The organism is Myxococcales bacterium (assembly GCA_016720545.1).
In the GTDB taxonomy this organism is placed as follows: domain Bacteria; phylum Myxococcota_A; class Polyangia; order Polyangiales; family Polyangiaceae; genus JAAFHV01.
The window spans coordinates 43,858-63,482 of sequence record JADKKK010000007.1 but is presented as its reverse complement, the minus strand read 5'-3'; the positions used below and the strand labels follow the sequence as shown (position 1 = coordinate 63,482).

Here is a 19,625-nt window from a genome sequence, read left to right as displayed (position 1 = left end):
CGCAGCCCACGCGAGCGCGTGCCCCCAGGAAGCGCCTACAAGCTCGCGGCGTAGAGGGCGGCGAGGTCGGCCTCGGTGCAGGCCCGCGGGTTCGAGGCGTGGCACCCGTCCTGGATGGCCTTGGCGGCGAGCTTGGGGATGTCGGCGTCCGTCACGCCCTGGGCCGCGAGGCCGGCGGGCAGCCCGAGCGCGGCCCGGAGCGCGCGGAGCCCCTCGGCGAGGGTGCTCGCCGCGGGGCACAAGAGCTGGCGCACGCGCTCGACGCGCTCGGGCACGACGGACGCGTTGAACTCGACCACCGCGGGCAGACAGAGCGCGTTCGCGAGGCCGTGGTGCATGTCTTTCTCGCTCGACAGCGGGTGCGCGAGCGAGTGGCAGGCGCCGAGCCCCTTCTGGAAGGCGACGGCGCCCATCATCGCGGCCTGCATCATGCCCCCGCGCGCGTCGAGATCGCCGCCGTGCTGGGTGGCCCGGACGAGGTGGTCGCGGCAGAGCTCGATGCCGGCGAGCGCGATCCCGTCGGCCATGGGGTGACAGCCCTTGGAGAGGTAGGCCTCGAGGCAGTGGGTGAGCGCGTCGAAGCCGGTCGCCGCGGTGACGTGGGCGGGCATCGAGGTGGTGAGCTCGGGGTCGAGGAGCGCGACCTTCGCCAGCAAATACGGGCTAAAAATCACGGTCTTACGGCCGTTTGCGGTGAGCGTGACGACGCCGGAGCGCCCGACCTCGCTGCCCGTGCCGGCGGTGGTGGGCACGGTGATGATCGGCGGCACGTTGGGGCCGATGAAGGCGTCGCCGCCGGTCGCGTCGTCGTAGTCGACCAGGGGTCGATCGTGCGTGGTCATGAGGGCGATGAGCTTGCCGGCGTCCAGCGGGGAGCCACCGCCCACGGCCACGAGCAGATCGGCGTTGTGCGCCTTGTACGCGGCGACGCCCTCGAACACGTTCTGCTCGATCGGGTTGGGCGAGACGGCGTCGAACACGCGCGCCGGCACGCCGGCGGCCTCGAGGATCGCGGTGAGCTTGGCGACGATGCCGGCTTTCACGACGCCAGGATCGGCGACGACGAGCACGCGCTTCCCGCCGAGGCGGGTGACGTGGTCGGCGAGCTGCGCGGCCGCGCCTGGACCAAAGACGATGGTGGTGGGGAAGCTCCAGCGGGCGAGGGTCATTGCGCGACAGGCTACCGAAGTCGGCGGCGCTCGCGTGAGACTTTCAGCAGGTGTCCTTCAGGAGCTCGAGGACGGCCGACGCAGGGAACGGCTTGTCGAGGCGCGGCAGGCCCACCTCGGCGAGGAACGCCTTCGCCCGGGGCGTGAAGGCGCCGCCGCTCATGAACACGAAGCGGGCAGCCTGCGCTGGGTCGCGCTCGCGGACCGCCGCGTGGACGTCCATGCCGGTGAGCCCCGGCATCATCAGATCGCACAGCACCAGATCGTAGCGCTCGCCTGCCTCGAGGCGGCGCAGGCCCTCCGCGCCGCTCGTCGCGATGTCGACGGCGTGGGCGTCGAGCAGGCGCGCGAGGGTGCGCGCGAGGTTGGGCTCGTCGTCGATGATGAGGAGCCGGGCGCGCGGGGGCTGCGGCGCGGGCGACGGCGCGGGCGCCGCCACAGAGGGCGTGGCGCCCGTGCCCACCGGGAGCAACACGCGGAAGGTGCTCCCCTCGCCCGCGGTGCTCTCGACCGTGATTTCGCCGTCGAGCTCGGTGATGATCTCGTGGCAAATCCAGAGCCCGAGCCCGGTGCCCTGGCCGACCGGCTTCGTCGTGAAGAAGGGCGCGAAGAGCCGCGGCAGGTGCTCCGCCGGGATCCCGACGCCGTTGTCCGAGATCTCGACCATCACGCGCCCGTCGAGGAGGGCCGTGCGGACGCGGATGACGTTGTCGTCGGCGCGCTCCTCCGGCAGGGCGTGGGCGGCGTTCACGAGCAGGTTCAGGAACACCTGACCGAGCCGCGCGTGGTTGCCCAAAATGGCCGGCACGCCCGCGAAGTCGCGCTCCACGCGGGCGCGATAGCGGAGCTCGGCGGCGGCCAAGCTGAGCGCGCCGTCGAGCGCGCTGGCCACGTCGACGAGGCCCGTCTTGGTCTCTTCCGGTCGGGTGAACCCCTTGAGATCACGAACGATTCTCTGAATGCGGCGCGCGCCGTCCTGGACCTCGCCGAGCCGCGAGACGAGCCGGTCGGGCTCGATCTCGGAGGGCCTCGCGAGCTGTCGCTCGATCCACTCGAGGCCGAGCATGACGAACGTGAGGGGGCTGTTCAGCTCGTGGGCGACGCCCGCGGCCATGGTGCCGAGCGAGGCGAGGCGCTCCGCGAGGGCCAGCCGCTCCCGGCTCTGGTTGTACTCGGTCATGTTGCGGACGACCGCCACCGCCTGATCGGTGCCGTTGGGGACGATCCGCGCTTCGTAGTCTTGCGCGCCGCGTGGCCGCGGGAGGCGGTAGGTGACGAGCTGGAGCTGGCGCTCCTCGAGCGCGCGACGAACGCCCACCATCAGCTCGTGGGCGACCTCGCGGGGCAGCACTTCGTCGACGTGCTTGCCGAGGAGAGTCTCGATGGGGGCCGAGGGCCCCGCCCCTCGCGGCGTGTGGACGCCAAGGTAGCGCCCGTCCGCGCTCACTCGCACCACCAGATCGGGGAGCGCGTCGACGATGGCGCTCGCCTCGAGGCGGCTCTCCGCGAGCTTCGCGCGCGCCTGCAGCACCTCGGTGACGTCGGTCGCGATGAGGGTCGCGCCGCTCGGCGCGCCGTCGCGAGACTCGCGAGCGTCGGAGAACGGGACGACGCGCACGCGGTAGTGGGCCCCGTGCGACACGGCGTCGTAGGACTGCGACTCGCCCGTGGCCATCGCGCGCTCGAGCGCGCCGAGGAAGGCCGGCGCCGTGGCGGGCGGGAGGTGATCGATCGCGCGGGTGCCGACCGTCTCGCGCACGGTGCTCGCCATGGCGTCCCGGTTCATGTAGGTGATGTGGCCGTCGGCGTCGACTTGCAGAATGAAATCGGTGGTTTGCGCCAGAGCTGTGGCGGCACCGCGCGGGGGCGTCGGCGCACGGGGGGCGCGATCGGCGTGCCGCAGCAGGACGCGAACGCGGCCGAGCTGGGACGGGGTGAGGACGTCGTCGAAGCCGTCTTCGAGGGCCTGATCGACCACGGCCGACGTGGCGTCGGTCACGACGGCCACGAGGTAGGGGCGGTGCTCGCCCGCCTGCCGCGGGAAGGCGGCGCTCAGGTGCTCGGACGCCAGAGCGCGCTCGCCGGGCGCACCGCCTACGAAGACCACGGCGAGGTCACCCATGCCCGCGAGATCCGCCGGTTGGCTCGCGAGGGTCACGTCGGTGCAACGGCAACGCGCCAGCGCCGCCACGAGCGACGCCAGCGCCCGCCCGTCGGGTTCATACACTCCTGCGCGCAACCCTGCCCCCATCCTCGGGGGAAAGTCTGCCACGCCGCGCCGCGGGGCGGGGAAAAACGTGTGGCCCCAGGACGGGGCGCGGCGGGCGCCTACCGACGGACACCTCGGGCGCGCTCCGCGAGGGCGAGCACGCCGGCCATGACGCGGGGGTAGCCGCGCGGCAGCAGCCTCACCATCGCCTCGATCAGGTGGGCGTCGGGGCCGACGAGGATGCGCGGCTCGTTGGCCAGCACGCCTCGCCAGATGGTCTCGGCGGCCTTCTCCGGGGTGGTGCCCGCGAGGCGTTCGAACGTCGCGGACAGGGTCTGCGTGTCGACGGGGCGCCCGTGCACGTCCTGGTAGTGTCGACCGTTGGCGACGATGCCGGTCTTCACGCCGCCGGGGCAGACCACCGACACGCGCACGTTCGTGCCGATGAGCTCCTGGGCCATCGCCTCGCTGAAGCCTCGCACGGCAAATTTGCTCGCGTTGTAGGCCGACTGGCGGGGCACGCCGATGAGGCCGAAGACGCTCGACACGTTGACGACGTGGGCCTCGTCGCGCCGGTGGAGCTGGGGGAGGAACGCCTCGGTGCCTCGCACGACGCCCCAGAAGTTGATGTCCATGAGCCACGCGAAATCGTCGCGCTTCATCGTGCCGACCGAGTCGGAGAGAGACACGCCCGCGTTGTTGACGACCACGTGCGCGCCCCCGAGCTCACGCTCGACCTCGGCGGCGAACGCGAGGACCTCGTCGTCGCTGCGGACGTCGACCTTGCGAGTCAGCGCGCGCCGCGCCGACGCGCCCGTGAGCGCGAGGGTCTCGTCGAGGCCCTCGGCGTTCCAGTCGGAGAGGGCCAGCGAAGCGCCGCGGCGGGCCGCGCCGATCGCGAGCGCGCGGCCGATCCCGGAGCCCGCGCCGGTGATGACGACGACCTTGTCTTCGAGGGTCTTCATGGAGGAGCTCCGTGACGTGCGTGGGCACCTGCGCGTGCGTGCGCTGAGAGAACACTACGCCGCGGAGGACGCCCTGTCGTCGACCGACTCGCGGCCCTCGGGGTCGAAGCCGAGCTTCTCTCGCGCGCGCCGCAGCGCCTCGGTGGTGTCGCGGTCCCACGGGTGAAAGCCCGGCCGGTAGTAGTCGAGGTACGCGGGCACGAGCTTGCGGAACCAGCCTGGGTTGCCCCAGAGGGTCCAGGTGCTCTGGAGCCGCACACGCAGCCCCTCGAGGCCCTTCGCCGCGCGCACGTTCGGGTCGTTCTTCATGAGCTGCTGCTTCATCCACGCGACGTGCGTGATGAACCGAAAGGTGATGATCGCCATCGCGAGCACACGGCGCGGATACGTGCCGCCCACGTGCTCGTACACGTCGAACGCGACCGACTTGTGCTCGGTCTCCTCGATGGCGTGCCAGAGCCAGAGCTCGGCCATCTTCGGGTCGAACTGCGCGAGCATTTCGGGCTCGGTCAGGAGCTGCTCGGCCATGATCGCGGTGAAGTGCTCGAGCGCGCAGGTCGCCGCGAGGCGCATGATGGGCGGGAAGTGCTTGCGCCCGAGCGCGATGCGCTCTTTCACGCTCGCCAGGAGCGGCTCGTTGTCGAAGCCCTGCGCCCGCACCCACGCGTTGAGCTCCTCGTGCGCCTTCGCGTGCGTCGCCTCCTGCGCGAGGAAGCGCGCGACCTCCTTCTTCAGCGCGGGGTCGGTGATCTGCTTTCGGTAGTGCGCCACCGAGTCCATGAACATGCGCTCGCCGTCGGGGAACGCCGCCGAGAGCGCGTGCAGCAGGTGCGTGAGCGACGGCTCGCCGAGCATCCAGTAGGGCCGCTCGTTCGAGAAGTCGAACGCCACGCGGCGCACCGGGATGGGTCGCGGCTCGCGGCTCGCGGGAGCGGGACCGGCCTGATGATCGGGGCCAGCCGGACGAGCGAGGGGCGTAGGCGCGGGGTGGGCAGCGGTGGTCATGGGGCCTCGAGAGGGCGGGGTGGGCGCCGCGTGGCGCAGGCCTCGGCGAGGCCTCGCGCGGCGCGATTCACCGATTGTGGCTCCTGTTGAACGAAAGTCAATAGACCGAGCGAGCACCTACGCGCTGGAGGCGTCGAGCCCGAGCAGAGTGCGCCGGAGCGCCTCGGCGTCGACCGGGAGCTTCCAGCCGCGGGCCACACACGCGATGCAGGTGACGAAGGTCTCCATGGCGAGCGAGAGCGGCTCCTCGAGCGAGACCGTGTGGGGCTCGCGCGCGGCCCACTCGAGGCTGAGCGCCTCGACGAACCCGATCCACCCGCGGAGCGCGAGCACGACTCGCGGATCTGCTCTTTGCTCCTCGGGGAACGGAAGGCTGGTCACGATGCGATCGAGCAGGCGCTGCCTCGTGCGCTCGAGGATCTTGGCGATGCTGCCGCCGCTGCGCCCGCGCATGAGGGCGACGAACGTGGCGCGGTAGCCCTCGACGAAGCGCAGGTACGCGGTGAGGCCCTGGCGGAGGCGCTCGGGCGGCGGCAAGCGTTCGTCGATCTGGGTGCGCTCGAGGAGCTGCTCGGCCGCGGCCTCGACGCTGGCCGCGAAGAAGTCCTTCTTGGTAGGAAAGTAGTGGTAGAGCAGGCCCTTCGATATGCCGAGGCGACGCGCGATCTCGTCGATCGACACCGCGTCGTAGTCCTGCGCCCCGAACACCTCCATGCCGACCGCGAGCAGCTGGGCGCGGCGCTCGTCGACGTCGAGGCGAGTGCGTGACGCGCGTGACGCGCGCGCGCTCGAGGCCTTCGCGATTTGCTTGACGCCCTCGCTGAGGCGCTTGGCGACGTCGCTCGCGACGCTCTTGGCCAGGCCGTTGACGGCGGCGAGCGCCGGGCGCTTGGTCGCCGCCACTCAGATCGCCTCGAAGTAGCGGGCGAGCTCCCAATCGGTCACCGCGCGCTCGTACTGCCGCACCTCCCAGTCTCGCGTGCCCACGTAGTGGTCGACGAAGTCGGCGCCGAGCAGGGACCGCGCGATCTCGCTCTCGGCGAGGCGCGCGTTGGCCTCGCGGAGGGTGCGGGGCAAGGTGAGCTTGGGGTCGGTCGTGGCCGACGCGTCGCCGCGGCTCGGGGGCGGCGGCGCGAGCTGCTGCTCGATGCCCCAGAGCCCCGCCGCGAGCGCGGTGGCGATCGCGATGTACGGGTTCAGATCGGCCGCGGGCTGGCGATGCTCGAGCCGCGTGCCCGACGGACCGCCGCCGATCGCCCGGATCGCGCAGGTGCGGTTCTCCACGCCCCACGTCGCGGTGAGCGGCGCCCACACCCCGGGCACGTAGCGCTTGTAGGAGTTGATCGTCGGCGAGAGCAGCGCCGTGAGCTCGGGCATGAGCGCGAGCTGCCCCGCCAGGTAGCTCCCGCCGAGCGGGCTCAGCTCCGCGGGCGCGCCCTCTTGGTAAAAGAGGTTTACCTCTTCCTCGGAGCCCTCGGGCTTGCCCCAGAGCGACTGGTGCAGGTGCCCGCTCGAGCCGGGGAGGCTCGGGTTCCACTTGGCCATGAACGTGGGCATCACGCCGTGGCGAAAGCCCACCTCCTTCGCGAGGGTCTTGAAGAGCGCCGCTTTGTCGGCCATGCGCAAGGCCTCGTCGTAACGGATGGCCACCTCGTACACGCCCGGCCCGGTCTCGGTGTGGAGCGCCTCGAGCGGGATGTCGAACGCGAGCGCCTGGCTCCACAGCGCCTCGCAGAAGGCCTTGTTCTCCCCTGTGCGGAGCCACGAGTAGCCGAACATGCCCGGGGAGAGCGGCGTGAGCCCGCGGTAGCCCTTGTCGCGGATGGACTCGGGGGTCTCTTTGAACACGTAGAACTCGAGCTCGCTCGCGAAGGTGACGCGGAAGCCCATGGCTTTGGCGCGCGCGAGGACCTTCTTCAAGAGGCCGCGCGGACAGGCCGGGTGCGCCTCGCCGGTGCTCGTGACGAAGTCGACCAGCATCGCCGCGGTGCCGGGCTCGTCCGGGAGCACGCGGAACGTGTCGAGGTCGAGCACCGCGTGGGTGTCGGGGTAGCCGGAGGCCCAGCCTGTGACCTTGGCGTTGTCGTAGAGGACGTCGTGCAGGTCCCACCCGAAGATGACGTCGCAGAAGCCGAAGCCGCCTTTGAGCGCGCTCTGGAACTTGTCGAGCGACATGTACTTGCCGCGCAGGACGCCGTCGATGTCGAAGCCTCCCACCTTCACCTTCGTGATGCCCGCCGCCGCCAGCGTCTGGAGGAGCTCTCGTGCTTTTGCGTCCATGCCGTGAGGCTACACCCTGACTTGAGGGCGCGCGGAGCCCGATCGCAGGCCAAATCAGCGGGCTCGATCGAAGAGCATGACCGCTGATTCAGCCGAGGGGCTCCGCGCGGCGGGTCGCTACGATGGTCACGCCGACGAGCACGAGCACGCCCGCGGTCCCCATGCGGGAAGAGAGGGCCTGCCCGAGCTGCACATACGCCAGAAGGCCGGCGATCAGCGGCTGGAGGTAGATGTACACGGTCACCAGCGTGGGCGTGGAGCGGCCGAGCGCCCACGCGTTCAGCAGGTAGGCCACGATGGTGGGCATGGCGAGGATGTAGAGCAGGAGCCAGGTGCCGCGGGTCGTGAGCTCCGGCGCCGCGGCCACGAGCTCGGGGAGCGCGAACGGCGCGAAGGTGATCGCCCCGTAGGTGAAGACCCACGTGACCACGCGCAGCGCCCCGAGGCGCACGATCGTGCTCCGCCCGAGCACGAGGTAGCTCGCGTAGAGGAGCGAGTTCAGCGCGACCAGGGCCGCGCCTCGGTCGATGGTGCGGAGCCCCGTGAGCACGAGCACCCCGGCGATGGCCACGCCGAGGCCGAAGACCGTCCGCGCGCGGAGGCGCTCGAGCCCCAGCGCGGCGGACAGGCCCGCCGTGCACACCGGGATGGTGGCGCTGAGCAGCGCGGCGGCGAACGGGCTCGTGCGCCCGAGCCCCAGGAGGAACAGCGCCTGGTTCAGCGTGATGCCGAGCAAGCTCAGCCCAAAGAGGGCCGCGTGATCCCTCGCGGTGAGCCGCGGCGGTGGAGGGCCACGCCTCGTAAGTACCCAGTATCCCTGAAAAAACGCCGCTCCCGCGAGCATGCGCGCCATCGCCAATGCGAAGGCGGGGAGGCCCTCACCGCCGGCGGCGCGCGGGAGCATGAGCACCTTGGCCTCGACCGCTTGGGAAGCGAAGGCCACCTGCACGACGAGGAGCGCGGCGTGGGTGGCGAACGTCGCTCGAGGCGCGGTCCGAGGCGCGGGCGCGGGCGCGGGCGCGTGGCGAGAGGTCGGGCTCACGCGGGACAGAGCTCTGCCATGCTCGAGCGCGGGCGCGGCGAGGCGCCCGAGATCACACGGAGATGCGGTGTTCGCGCCCTCTCCGCGCTAGAGTGCCCGCCGATCCCTCGCCCTCCTGGGCGGCACGCCCGGCGCGCCGCCCATGCGCCGCCAGACTCTGCCTCCCAAGGGCTGGGCCTGGCGGTCTCTCGCCCCCAAAGAGCGAGACGAGGTCGCCCTCGCGCCGTCGCGCGGGCACGCCCGGCGGCCGGGGGATCCCCGAGGTCAACATGTGGCAATCGTTTCCGCTCTTTGGCAGCTCGCTGCTGCTCTGCATCATGATCGCCGCGAGCTACACGTTCGCGGTGGCCGTGTCGGCCCACGTCTTCGCCGCGGAGAAGCGCGGCGTGCGGGCCCTCCAGGCCGCGCGGTTCGGCTCCTACGGCACGGTGGCCCTCATCGCGGTCACCGTGCTCTGCCTCGCCTACGCGTTCGTGAGCCATGACTTTCGCATGCGCTACGTCGCGCACTACTCCGACCGCGGCATGCCCACGATCTTCCTGCTGACGGCGCTGTGGGGTGGGCAAGATGGCTCGCTCTTGTGGTGGCTGTTCCTCCTCAGCCTCTACATCGGCGCGTGCATCTTTACCCTCGGAAAGAAGCACCTCGAGCTCCAGCCCACGATCATCGCCACGCTGATGGGCGTCGTCATCTTCTTCTGCGTGCTCATGGCGTTCGCCGCGAACCCCTTCTCCACGAGCGTGGCCGGCGCCCGCAACGACGGCGAGGGCCTGAACCCGCTGCTCCAGAATTTCTACATGATCATCCACCCGCCGAGCCTCTACGTGGGCTTCGTCGGGTGCACGATCCCCTTCGCCTTCGCCGTCGCCGCGCTCGTCACCGGGCGCCTCGGCGACGAGTGGATCAAGGCCTGCCGCAAGTACACGCTCTTCGCCTGGCTCTTCCTCGGCATCGGCAACACGCTCGGCATGCTGTGGGCCTACGAGGAGCTCGGCTGGGGCGGCTACTGGGCGTGGGATCCGGTCGAGAACGCGGCGTTCATGCCCTTCCTCACCATCAGCGCGTTCGTGCACTCCGTGATGATCCAGGAGCGCCGCGGCCTCCTCAAGGTGTGGAACGTGGTGCTCATCTGCGTCACGTTCTTCATGACGATCTTCGGCACGTTCCTCACGCGGTCGGGCGCGATCGCCAGCGTGCACTCGTTCGCGCAGTCGTCGATCGGCACCTATTTCGTGTGGTTCTTGGTCATCGTGGCCGCGTTCTGCTTCACGCTCGTGCTCTTCCGCTGGCCGGAGCTCCGCAACCTCACCCCGAGCCCCACGCTCCGCTACGCGGCGATGCTGACGGGGTGGCTCGTGCTCCTGCTCCTCGCGGGCGCGTATTTCGTCTCTTCGAAGGTGGGCGGGCCCGCGATGACCCACGTGCCCGGCGACGTGATGGGGCCCGAGGCCCTCTCCGCGTACAACGCGAAGCGCACGCTCATCAAGGTGGGCGTCTTCTCGCTGCTCGCGGGCGGGGCCGTGTTCGCCGCGCTCGAGCTCGTGTACCGCCGCATGACCGCGGGGCTCAAGCTCATCTCCACGCGACCGCGCATGGAGTCGCTCTGGTCGCGCGAGTTCACCTTCATGCTGAACAACTGGGGCCTGCTCGGCTTCCTGCTGTTCGTGCTCGCCGCCACCACGTTCCCGATGGTCAGCGAGGCCCTCTGGAACGAGAAGGTCACCGTCGGCCCGCCCTACTACAACGCGTGGGTTCAGCCGCTCGGCCTCCTCATATTTTTCCTGATGGGCATCGGCACGCTGTTCGGGTGGAAGAAAACCAGCCGCGAGCTGCTCATCAAGAACTTCCTCCGGCCCGTGGCGATCACCGGCGCCTACGTGGTGCTGCATCTGCTGTTCGGAAAGTCGCTCGGGTACCCGGCCGTGGTGTGGTCCGAGCCCATCTACGCCGGCCTGCTCGGCAGGTCCCTCGCCGCGTTCAACGCGGTGACGCCGGTGCTCGGCCTCTCGCTGTGCGTCTTCAACACGGCCGTCATCGTGCAAGAGTTCGCGTGGCTGTTCATCGCGCGCGCGCGCGCAGGCACGGAGACCACGCCGCGGGTGCTGTACTACTTCGGGCTCCTGCCGGGCTTCATCTACACGATGTTCACCCTGCCCCCGACTTCACGTCGCCGGTACGGCGGCTACATCGTGCACCTCGGCATCGTGCTCATGTTCTTCGGCTTCACGGGCAAGTCGTGGACGCTCGACAAGGAGACCTCGCTCTCGCCGGGCCAGACCGTGCAGGTCGAGCACCTCACGCTCGAGTACCGCGGCCCGCGCATGGAGGTCGACACCGAGAAACGCATGGTGTTCGCGGACATACGCGTCACGGAGAAGGGCAAAGAGCTCGGCGTCCTCCACCCCGCGAAGTTCATCTACAAGAAGATGCCCGAGTCGCCCACGACCGAGGTGGCGATGCTCCACCAGGTGCGCAGCGATCTCTACGTGGTGGTCGGCACCATCAACCCGCAGACCAAGCTCGCGTCGCTGCAGATCCACGTGAACCCCTTGGTGAGCTTCATCTGGCTCGGGTGCCTCATCCTCATGGCGGGCAGCGTCGTGTGCATGTTCCCCGAGTTTCGCGAAGAGGAGTCGCGCGTGTGGCGCGTGGCGCGCGGCACGGCGGCGGTCACCGCGAGCGTCGTGCTCGGCGTCGTGCTCGCGCTGATGCCGGCGCCCGCCTTCGCGCAGGGCACCTCGTCGAGTCTCCACTCCGGCACGGTGAAGATCGAGAACGAGAAGGAGAAAGAGGTCTTCGGCGCGCTGCGCTGCATGTGCGGCACCTGCGCGCGGGATCTGCTCTCCACGTGCGGCTGCGGCGAGGCCGACGAGACCCGCGCGCGGCTCCGCGAGAAGCTCGCGGCGGGCGTCACCAAAGACCAGATCGTGGCCGAATACGCCGCCGAGTACGGCAGCGAGTCGCTCGCCATCCCGCCGAACACGGGCGCGATGAGGGCCATCTACATCGCCCCGCTCGCGGTCATCGGCGGCGGCGCGATCGGGCTCGGCTTCATGCTCCGGCGCTGGCGCACGGCCGACCCTTCGGCGCCCGCCGCGGTGGAGGGCGCAGGCGACACGAAGGACGCGAAGGACGCGAAGGACGCGAAGCTCGACGGCTACGACGCGCGCCTCGACGAGGAGCTGCGAGGTCTCGATGACGCCTGAGCACGAACCCGACGGCGAGAGCCCGCGGAGCCCGCCGAAGCGAAAGAAGGCCCCAAGACCCTCGAAAGAGCACCTCGCTCAGGCGGCGGTCGAGGAGGAGGCCGCCGCGCGCGCCGCGCTCGAGGAGCGCAAGCTCGCCTTCGGCGCCGCGCTCGCGATCCCGCTCACCACCGTGTTCGCCGCGAGCGTGGTGGGAGTGGCTCTCAGCATGGGGCCGGCGATCCTCGTGCTCGCGGCGGGCACCCTGCTCGGCACGATCGCGCTCTTCTGGGGCAGCCTGCGCACGCTCACCGGCGACGCGCCCCTCTCCGAGGAGCTCGAGCACGCCTCGATGGCGTCGCCAATCGACGCGCTGGCGGACCGGAAGCGCATGCTGCTCCGCGCCTTGAAGGACCTCGAGAGCGAGCACGCCATCGGCAAGATCGACGCGCGCGACTACGCCGCGCTCGCGGCCACATTTCGCGAGGAGATCAAAGGCCTCATGCGCGAGATGGACGACTCGCTCGAGCCCCACCTCGCGGTGGCCGAGCGCCTCGTGGCCAAGCACTTCGCGAAGATCGGCCTCACCGGCGATCCGTTCCGCGCGCCGGGGCGCGTGGACCAGGCCAAAGACGACGCCCTGGCGAAGGACGAGGCCATGACGAAAGACGTGGAGGACCCAGCCTCGATCACTCGGAGCCGTGTGACCTGCCCGGCCTGCGAGGGCTCCAACGAGCCGGACGCGCGCTTCTGCAAGGCCTGCGGCGGCCCGCTGGCCGGCGCGGCGGCGGCGGTCGAAGGCCCCGTGGCGCAGCCCGACAGCCCCGTGGACGCGGCCGCGCCCGTGGCCCCGGAGCGCGCCGCGGACGCCCCCGAGGAAGGCGGTAAAGATGTTTAGTTTTCGTTTCTTACGCGCCTCCTCGCTCCTCGCTGGCGTGGCGCTGGCCGCCCTCGTCTGCCCACCCTGCCTCGCGGCCGACGCCGGCAAACCGGGCTCCTCGGCGTCCGCCAGCGCGTCCGCGGTCGCGAGCGCCAAGGCGCCCGCGGCCACGCCTCACGGCGACGAGCCCCAAGACGACAGCTCGCCACCGGACGGCCACGGCCACGCCAACGGCGGCGCCGGCGGCGCACCTCCCGGGGTGTTCCAGCCGCCTCCCGACACCGCCGAGCCCGATCCGAGCCTGCCTGCGGGCACCTTGCGCATCCACGTGAAGGACCCCGACGGCAAGCCGCTGCCCGGCACCGCGGTCACCATCGGCATCATCAACAACAGCGTCGCGAAGGGCGAGAGCCGACGGCGCGTCGAGTGTTTGACCGACGCCGACGGCGTCTGCACGCTCCGCGACCAGGACCGCGGGCAGCTCCTCGCCTACCGCGCGACCGTGGTGAAGGACGGCGCGACGTTCGCGGTCCCGCCGTTCCAGCTCCCCTCGGACAAGGGCGTCCAGTGCGTGCTGCACGTCTACCCGGTGGTGCACGAGCTCGGGGACCTGCTCGTCGTCTCCCAGGCCATCCTCTACGTGGAAATGAAGGACGACCGCGTGCAGGTCCAGGAGGCCATCACGCTCTACAACTTCGGCAAGGTCGCGTGGGTGCCCCGCGACTTCGCGCTTGGGCTGCCCCCTGAGTTCACGGCGCTCACGTCGCAGCAGCAAATGAGCGACGTCGTGATCGACAGCGCGCCCGCGCCAAAGAAGGGCGCCCGCGTGCGCGGCACGTTCGCCCCCGGCCGCCACGAGCTCGAGTTCCGCTGGCAGATCCCCTACAACGGCACGCGCGACGTCTCGCTTCTCGCGGGGATGCCCCCGAACCTCGCGCAGGCGCGGATCATGGCGCCCGCGTCGAGCCAGATGAAGCTCGTCGTCGACGGCTTCCCCGTCGCGCAGTCTCGCACCGACAACCAGGGCCAGCGGGTGCTGGTCACCGAGCGCGAGCTGCGCCGCGACGAGACCCCGCTCGGGCGTGTCACGGTGGAGATCCGCGATCTCCCTACAGTGGGCCCGGCGCGCTGGATCGCCTCGTCGCTCGCGCTCGGCACCGTGGCAGGCGCCATCGCCGTGGCGTTCGCCGCGAGGCGACGACCCACCCGCCGACGCAGCGCGCGCGGCGAGGACCCCGCGATGACGACCACCTTGCTCGCCGAGCTCGCCGAGCTCGAGCGAGCCCACCGCGCGGGTGACGTGGGGCCCAAGACCTACGCTCGCACCCGCCGAGAGCTGCTCGAGCGCCTCGCCCGCGCGCTCCGCGATGGGGGCGTCGCGGCGCCGGGCGACGGCCCGCGCCAGGCCCCGGGCGTCCCCGCGTAAGGGGAAGCACGGAGCGGGCGCGGGGCGGGCGCCGGCTCCCGCTCGAGGGCGACCGGGCAGGCACCCGCCCGGGTGTGGGAAAGCTGCTCGCGAGGGCGGTGTGGAACCCGTGGGGGCGCTGTCGTAGGAGTACCCACAGCACCCTCCCCAGGCTGGCTCCCCGAGTTGTTCAGCCCCTGTGACGTCTCGAAGTGTTCGAAAATGCTCCGATGTTTGGCTTTCCCACCTCGTCCACAGGGCCTTCTTTCACCCCTATATTTCTAAATACATCTCTCTCTGAGAAGAGAGCCACACCTGCAGGTGTGGGGGCGCGTCTCCACACGGCGTCTGGCCACCCGCCGTCACGGACCGCTGCCCCTTGACGGTCGCGCGGAATAAGGGCACCTAAGTCGGCCGCCATGGAACTGACCGTCGCAAAGAGAGATCTCCTGAGACTCGCGGCCCGCATGCAGGGGGTCGCAGAGCGCAAGAGCACGATGCCCGTGTTGTCGAACGTGCTCTTCACGGCGGGCGGCGCGGGCGCGCTGCGTCTCTCGGCCACCGATCTCTACCTGGGCCTCAGCGGCACCCTCGCGGCGGAGATCACGAAGCCCGGCAGCATGGCGATCCCTGCGAAGGAGCTCGTCGACCGCGTCAAGATGATGCCCGACGGGCCCGTGCAGCTCGCGACGAGCGACAAGGACAACGGCCAGGCCACGATGCGCGCCGTCGGCAGCGCGAGGCGCTACACCCTGCGAGGCATGCCGGGCGGCGATTTCCCGCCGCTCCCGCAGCCCGCGGAGGGAGCCCCCTCGCTCGCCATCGAGGTCGACGTCCTCGCGGAGCTCATCGCGAAGACTCATTTCTCGATCTCGACGGACGAGACCCGCGCGCACCTGAACTCGGCGCTGTTCGAGTGGGAGGGCGAGGTCGTCCGCATGGTCACGACCGACGGGCACCGTCTCTCGAAGATGGAGGTCAAGGTCGTCGGGCGGCAGGCGTCGGCGACGATGCTGATCCCGCTGAAGGCGATCCACGAGCTCCGCCGGCTGTGCGACGAGGTGCTGAGCGAGGCGCGCGACACGAAGTCCGAGCGACCGCAGCTCACCATCGTGCAGAGCGGCTCGTCGGCCTTCTTCCAGGCCGGGTCGATGACGTTCAGCGTGAAGCTCGTCGATGCGCAGTTTCCCCCGTACTCGCAGGTGATCCCGAAGTCGTTCGCGAAGAGCGTGCGCGCGCCGCGGACGGCCTTCACCGAGGCTCTGCGTGCGGTCTCCGTCGCCGCCAACGAGCGGACCGGCGGCGTGAAGCTCTCGCTCCAGGACGGCACGCTGCGCATCTCCAGCGAGTCCCCTGAGAGCGGCGAGGGCTTCGACGAGCTGCCCGTCGACTACGCCGGGGCGCCCATCGCGATCGGCTTCAACGCGAAGTACTTCCTGGACGTGCTCGCGGCGCTCACCACCGAGGAGGTCACGCTGAACCTCTCGGGCGAGCTCGATCCGGCGGTGCTCCGACCGGGTGACGGGGAGCCGGCGGAGCGCGATTTCCTCGCGGTCGTCATGCCCATGCGCATCTGAGCGCGCCGAGGCTCGGCTGCGCCCCCTCGTCCTCGAGACCCTCGCGACGCACGCGCTCCGGAACCTCGCGGAGGTGGAGGTCGCGCTCGCCCCGGGTTTCAACGTCTTCGCGGGCGACAACGGGCAAGGCAAGACGAACCTGCTCGAGGCGGTGTACCTCCTCGCCACGTCGAAGAGCTTCCGCACGAGCCGGCTCGGCGAGCTCGTCGCCTTCGGAGAGCCCGTCGCCGTGGTGCGCGGATCCCTCCGTGAGGGGGACGACACGCGCACCCAGTCGATCGGCCTGCGCGGCGCGGCGCGGGCCCCCAGGGTCGACGGCAAGCGTCCTCGGTCGCTCTTCGACTACGCCGTGCGCTCGCCGGTGGTCGTCTTCCATCCGGGCGAGGTGGCGCTCTCCATGGGCCCGAGCGCGGAGCGCCGCCGGTTGCTCGATCGCGTGGCCCTGCACCTCGAGCCCGCGCTGCTGAGCGAGCTCGAGTCGTACCGGCGGGCCCTCCGGGAGCGCCAGCGCGCCCTCGAGACGCGCGGCGTAGGGGCCCGCGACCTGCCGGACTGGGAGGCGCTCACGGTCGACCACGGCCTGCGCGTGGCCGCGGGGAGGGCCCGGGCAGCGGGAGAGCTCGGTGGACACGCCAGCGACGGCTTCCAGCGTATCGGCGCCCCCGGGAGGGGCCTCGAGCTGCGCTACCAGCGCGCGGCGCCGGAGGAGCGCGGCGCGTACCTCGACGCGCTCGCCTCGACGCGCGTGCGGGATCTCGCGAGGGGCTCCGCGTCGATCGGCCCGCACCGCGACGATCTGGGGCTCGAGCTCGGCGGCCGCGTCGCGAAGGGCGTCGCCTCGCAGGGGCAGCACCGGGCGATCGTGCTCGCGCTGAAGTCCGCCGAGATCGAGGTCGTGGCGCGCGCGCGCGGGGTGCGCCCCATCCTCTTGCTCGACGACGTGTCGAGCGAGCTCGACGCGACCCGCACGGCGGCGCTCTTTCGGTTCCTCCGCGCCCACGACGGGCAGGTGCTGCTCACGACGACCCGGCCAGATCTCATCGCGGTGGGAGACGCAGGATCGCGGAAAGATTTCACGGTCGACCAGGGCCAGGTGCGGGGCGCCTAGTTCCGCTAGAACCGGCGCCGCACCGGGCCGACCGGGCTCCCCGTGGCCTCGCGCCGCGTGGGGGCGGAGCACGGCGGCGTAAGTGCTTGATATTACATGTGTACTGGCGTTGGCACGGCTTGCCTGTTCAGGCGCTCTTTGCTACACTCCAGCCTCCTTTCGAAGCGCGGCGCCGCGCCGGCGTGAACAAACCGCCATTTCAATCGCGATACTTGCCCGCCGCGTACCGGTCTCACGACCAAGAAACGAGCCCTGCATGACCACGGACTACGAGACGATCCCTTCGCCCCCTCCGACCTACGGCAGCGAGAACATCACGGTGCTCGAGGGCCTCGAGGCGGTGCGCAAGCGCCCGGGCATGTACATCGGCGACGTCCACGACGGCTCGGGGCTCCACCACCTCGTGTGGGAGGTGGTCGACAACGCGGTCGACGAGCACCTCGCGGGGTACTGCACCCGCCTCGACGTCACCATCAACGCCGACGGCTCGGTCACGGTGGAGGACAACGGTCGCGGCATCCCCACCGGCATGCACGCGAAGGGCGTCTCCGCGGCGGAGGTCGTCATGACCGTGCTGCACGCCGGCGGAAAGTTCGACCAGTCGAACTACAAGGTCTCGGCAGGGCTCCACGGCGTGGGCGTCTCCGCGGTGAACGCCGTGAGCGAGGTGCTGAAGCTCGAGATCAAGCGCGAGGGCAAGATCCACCGCCAAGAGTACCGGCAGGGCGCCCCCCTCACCCCGCTCGCCGTGGTCGGCGACACCGACACCACGGGCACGCGCATCACGTTCAAGCCCGACCGCGAGGTGTTCAGCACCGTGGTCGACTACAGCTACGACATCCTCGCGAGCCGCCTGCGGGAGCTGTCGTTCCTGAACGCGGGCTTCACCATCCACCTCACCGACAAGCGCGGCGACGGCCGCCGGGAGACCTTCGAGTACAAGGGGGGCATCCGCGAGTTCGTCGAGCTCCTGAACAAGACGAAGGAGCCGGAGCACGACAAGGTCGTGCACATCGTCGCCTCGCAGGCCGCGGACAACGGTCACACGATCGAGGTCGAGGTCGCGATGCAGTGGAACAAGACCTACGCCGAGCAGGTGTTCCCCTACACGAACAACGTCCACAACAAGGACGGCGGGACCCACCTCACGGGCTTCCGCGGCGCGCTCACGCGCGTCTTCAACAACTACGGCGCCTCGGCGAACCTCTTCAAGGAGGTCAAGAGCGGCCTCTCGGGCGAAGACATCCGCGAGGGTCTCACCGCGGTCATCAGCGTCAAGGTGCCCGATCCCTCGTTCGACTCGCAGACCAAGTCGAAGCTCGTGTCGAGCGAGGTGAAGGGCATCGTCGAGTCGGTGGTGGTCGAGAAGCTCGGCCGCTTCTTCGAGGAGAACCCCGCGACCGCGCGCAAGATCCTCGAGAAGGCCGTGTTCGCCGCCAAGGCGCGCGAGGCGGCGCGGAAGGCGCGCGAGATCGTGCGCAAGGGCGCCATGGACTTTACGAGCCTCTCGGGCAAGCTCGCGGACTGCCAGTCGCGGGATCCGGCGGCGAGCGAGCTCTACATCGTCGAGGGAGACAGCGCCGGGGGCTCTGCCAAGCAGGGCCGTGACCGAAAGTTCCAGGCGATCTTGCCGCTGAAGGGCAAGATCCTCAACGTGGAGCGCGCGCGGCTCGACAAGATGCTGTCGTCGGCCGAGATCGGCACGCTCATCACCGCCCTCGGGTGCGGCATCGGCAGCCCCGAGCAGGGCGGCAGCTTCGACATCAACAAGCTCCGCTACCACCAGATCGTGCTCATGACGGACGCCGATGTGGACGGCAGCCACATTCGCACGCTCCTCCTCACGTTCTTCTACCGGCAAATGCCCGAGATCCTGGAGCGCGGGTACCTGTACATCGCTCAGCCCCCGCTCTTTCGCGTGTGGAAGGGCAAGAAGGCCCTCTACATGAAGGACCAGGCGGCGCTCGATCGCTTCTTCCTAGAGCAGGGCGTCGACGGGCTCGGCGTGCGCGCCTCGCGCGGCCCCACGCTGAGCGGCGAGCCGCTCTTTCGCCTCGCCGAGAAGCTCCGCATGTTCCGGCGTGCGCTCAGCAAGCTCGAGAAGCTCGCCGACGCGCGCCTCGCGGCCGCCGTGCTCCGCGGCGCCGGGATCGGCGCTCCCGAGCTGAAGGAGCGCGCCAAGATCGAGGCGGCGGTGCCTGCGCTCCGCGCGCGGCTAGAGCGCAAGTTCCCCGACATTTTCCCGCTCGGCATCGCGGTCGGCTGGGACACGGAGCGCGGCTCGGCGATCCTCACCATCACCCCGCGGCCGGGCTCTGCCGCGCGCGCCACCGTGTTCGACGCCGCGCTGTGCGAGTCGCCCGAGTACGAAGAGCTCTACGAGATCGAGCAGGACATCCGCTCGATCGGCCCCGCGCCGTACTTCTCGCGCCCGACGAAGGACGAGAACGAGGACGAGCTCGAGCTCGAGGACTCGGAGGCGCTCTGGGATCACATCGACGCGCGCGGTCGCAAGGGCTGGCAGCTCCAGCGCTACAAGGGCCTCGGCGAGATGAACCCCGAGCAGCTCTGGGAGACGACGCTCGATCCCAACGCGCGCGTGATGCTCCAGGTGCGGCTCGACGACGCCGTCCAGACCGACCAGATCTTCAGCATTCTGATGGGCGATCAGGTCGAGCCCCGGCGCGACTTCATCGAGAAGAACGCGCTCAACGTGAAGAACCTCGACATCTGAGCGGTCGGCGAGGCGGCGTCCGCCGTGCGCGAGCGCACGCTGCGGCCGTCCGCCCACGACGGATCA

13 protein-coding genes are annotated in these 19,625 nt (G+C 70.4%); 6 read left to right on the top strand and 7 right to left on the bottom strand.

The annotated features are described in order from the left end of the window. Window positions 1-35: 35 nt before the first annotated feature. The 7 genes from IPQ09_16045 to IPQ09_16015 form a co-directional block, all read right to left on the bottom strand. Window positions 36-1,169: an iron-containing alcohol dehydrogenase gene (locus IPQ09_16045; protein MBL0195707.1), complete on the bottom strand. Its 1,134-nt coding sequence runs from the start codon at window positions 1,167-1,169 to the stop codon at window positions 36-38. A 43-nt stretch (window positions 1,170-1,212) separates the two neighbouring features. Then, on the bottom strand, window positions 1,213-3,396 hold the full coding sequence (locus IPQ09_16040; GenBank protein MBL0195706.1) for a PAS domain-containing protein: 2,184 nt from the start codon (window positions 3,394-3,396) through the stop codon (window positions 1,213-1,215). Window positions 3,397-3,497: 101 nt separating this feature from the next. Next, window positions 3,498-4,343 (bottom strand): SDR family oxidoreductase, encoded by an 846-nt coding sequence (locus IPQ09_16035; GenBank protein MBL0195705.1) that lies wholly within the window; start codon window positions 4,341-4,343, stop codon window positions 3,498-3,500. Window positions 4,344-4,397: 54 nt separating this feature from the next. Next, window positions 4,398-5,348 (bottom strand): metal-dependent hydrolase, encoded by a 951-nt coding sequence (locus IPQ09_16030; GenBank protein MBL0195704.1) that lies wholly within the window; start codon window positions 5,346-5,348, stop codon window positions 4,398-4,400. Between the two features lie 117 nt (window positions 5,349-5,465). Continuing rightward, window positions 5,466-6,251, bottom strand: coding sequence for a TetR/AcrR family transcriptional regulator (locus IPQ09_16025; protein MBL0195703.1), 786 nt, complete (start codon window positions 6,249-6,251; stop codon window positions 5,466-5,468). Continuing rightward, window positions 6,252-7,628 carry a glutamine synthetase gene (locus IPQ09_16020; GenBank protein MBL0195702.1) on the bottom strand — a complete coding sequence of 459 codons (1,377 nt, stop codon included), beginning with the start codon at window positions 7,626-7,628 and terminating at the stop codon, window positions 6,252-6,254. It lies immediately after the preceding gene. Between the two features lie 88 nt (window positions 7,629-7,716). Further along, window positions 7,717-8,670, bottom strand: a complete 954-nt coding sequence (locus tag IPQ09_16015; GenBank protein ID MBL0195701.1) for a DMT family transporter — start codon at window positions 8,668-8,670, stop codon at window positions 7,717-7,719. Window positions 8,671-8,939: 269 nt separating this feature from the next. Here IPQ09_16015 and ccsA point away from each other — a divergent pair, with 269 nt between their 5' ends. From ccsA to gyrB, 6 genes are all read left to right on the top strand, one after another. Next, window positions 8,940-11,876: a cytochrome c biogenesis protein CcsA gene (gene ccsA, locus IPQ09_16010; protein ID MBL0195700.1), complete on the top strand. Its 2,937-nt coding sequence runs from the start codon at window positions 8,940-8,942 to the stop codon at window positions 11,874-11,876. Then, window positions 11,866-12,753, top strand: coding sequence for a hypothetical protein (locus IPQ09_16005; GenBank protein ID MBL0195699.1), 888 nt, complete (start codon window positions 11,866-11,868; stop codon window positions 12,751-12,753). Before ccsA ends, IPQ09_16005 begins: the two co-directional genes overlap by 11 nt. Continuing rightward, window positions 12,746-14,161, top strand: coding sequence for an Ig-like domain-containing protein (locus IPQ09_16000; GenBank protein MBL0195698.1), 1,416 nt, complete (start codon window positions 12,746-12,748; stop codon window positions 14,159-14,161). Before IPQ09_16005 ends, IPQ09_16000 begins: the two co-directional genes overlap by 8 nt. A gap of 398 nt (window positions 14,162-14,559) precedes the next feature. After that, window positions 14,560-15,717, top strand: coding sequence for a DNA polymerase III subunit beta (gene dnaN / locus IPQ09_15995; protein MBL0195697.1), 1,158 nt, complete (start codon window positions 14,560-14,562; stop codon window positions 15,715-15,717). Continuing rightward, window positions 15,659-16,825, top strand: coding sequence for a DNA replication and repair protein RecF (gene recF, locus IPQ09_15990; GenBank protein MBL0195696.1), 1,167 nt, complete (start codon window positions 15,659-15,661; stop codon window positions 16,823-16,825). The genes dnaN and recF overlap by 59 nt, the downstream gene beginning before the upstream one ends. Before the next feature lie 256 nt (window positions 16,826-17,081). Then, entirely contained in the window at window positions 17,082-19,559 is a 2,478-nt protein-coding gene (gyrB, locus tag IPQ09_15985) for a DNA topoisomerase (ATP-hydrolyzing) subunit B (protein ID MBL0195695.1), read from the top strand. Window positions 19,560-19,625 lie beyond the last annotated feature (66 nt).

Bases quoted from the DNA above. Each gene is read 5' to 3' on its own strand.
- IPQ09_16035 (MBL0195705.1), bottom strand. From the start codon at position 4,343: ATGAAGACCCTCGAAGACAAGGTCGTCGTCATCACCGGCGCGGGCTCC.
- IPQ09_16005 (MBL0195699.1), top strand. From the start codon at position 11,866: ATGACGCCTGAGCACGAACCCGACGGCGAGAGCCCGCGGAGCCCGCCG.
- IPQ09_16045 (MBL0195707.1), bottom strand. From the start codon at position 1,169: ATGACCCTCGCCCGCTGGAGCTTCCCCACCACCATCGTCTTTGGTCCA.
- IPQ09_16030 (MBL0195704.1), bottom strand. From the start codon at position 5,348: ATGACCACCGCTGCCCACCCCGCGCCTACGCCCCTCGCTCGTCCGGCT.
- ccsA (MBL0195700.1), top strand. From the start codon at position 8,940: ATGTGGCAATCGTTTCCGCTCTTTGGCAGCTCGCTGCTGCTCTGCATC.
- IPQ09_16000 (MBL0195698.1), top strand. From the start codon at position 12,746: ATGTTTAGTTTTCGTTTCTTACGCGCCTCCTCGCTCCTCGCTGGCGTG.
- IPQ09_16020 (MBL0195702.1), bottom strand. From the start codon at position 7,628: ATGGACGCAAAAGCACGAGAGCTCCTCCAGACGCTGGCGGCGGCGGGC.
- dnaN (MBL0195697.1), top strand. From the start codon at position 14,560: ATGGAACTGACCGTCGCAAAGAGAGATCTCCTGAGACTCGCGGCCCGC.
- gyrB (MBL0195695.1), top strand. From the start codon at position 17,082: ATGACCACGGACTACGAGACGATCCCTTCGCCCCCTCCGACCTACGGC.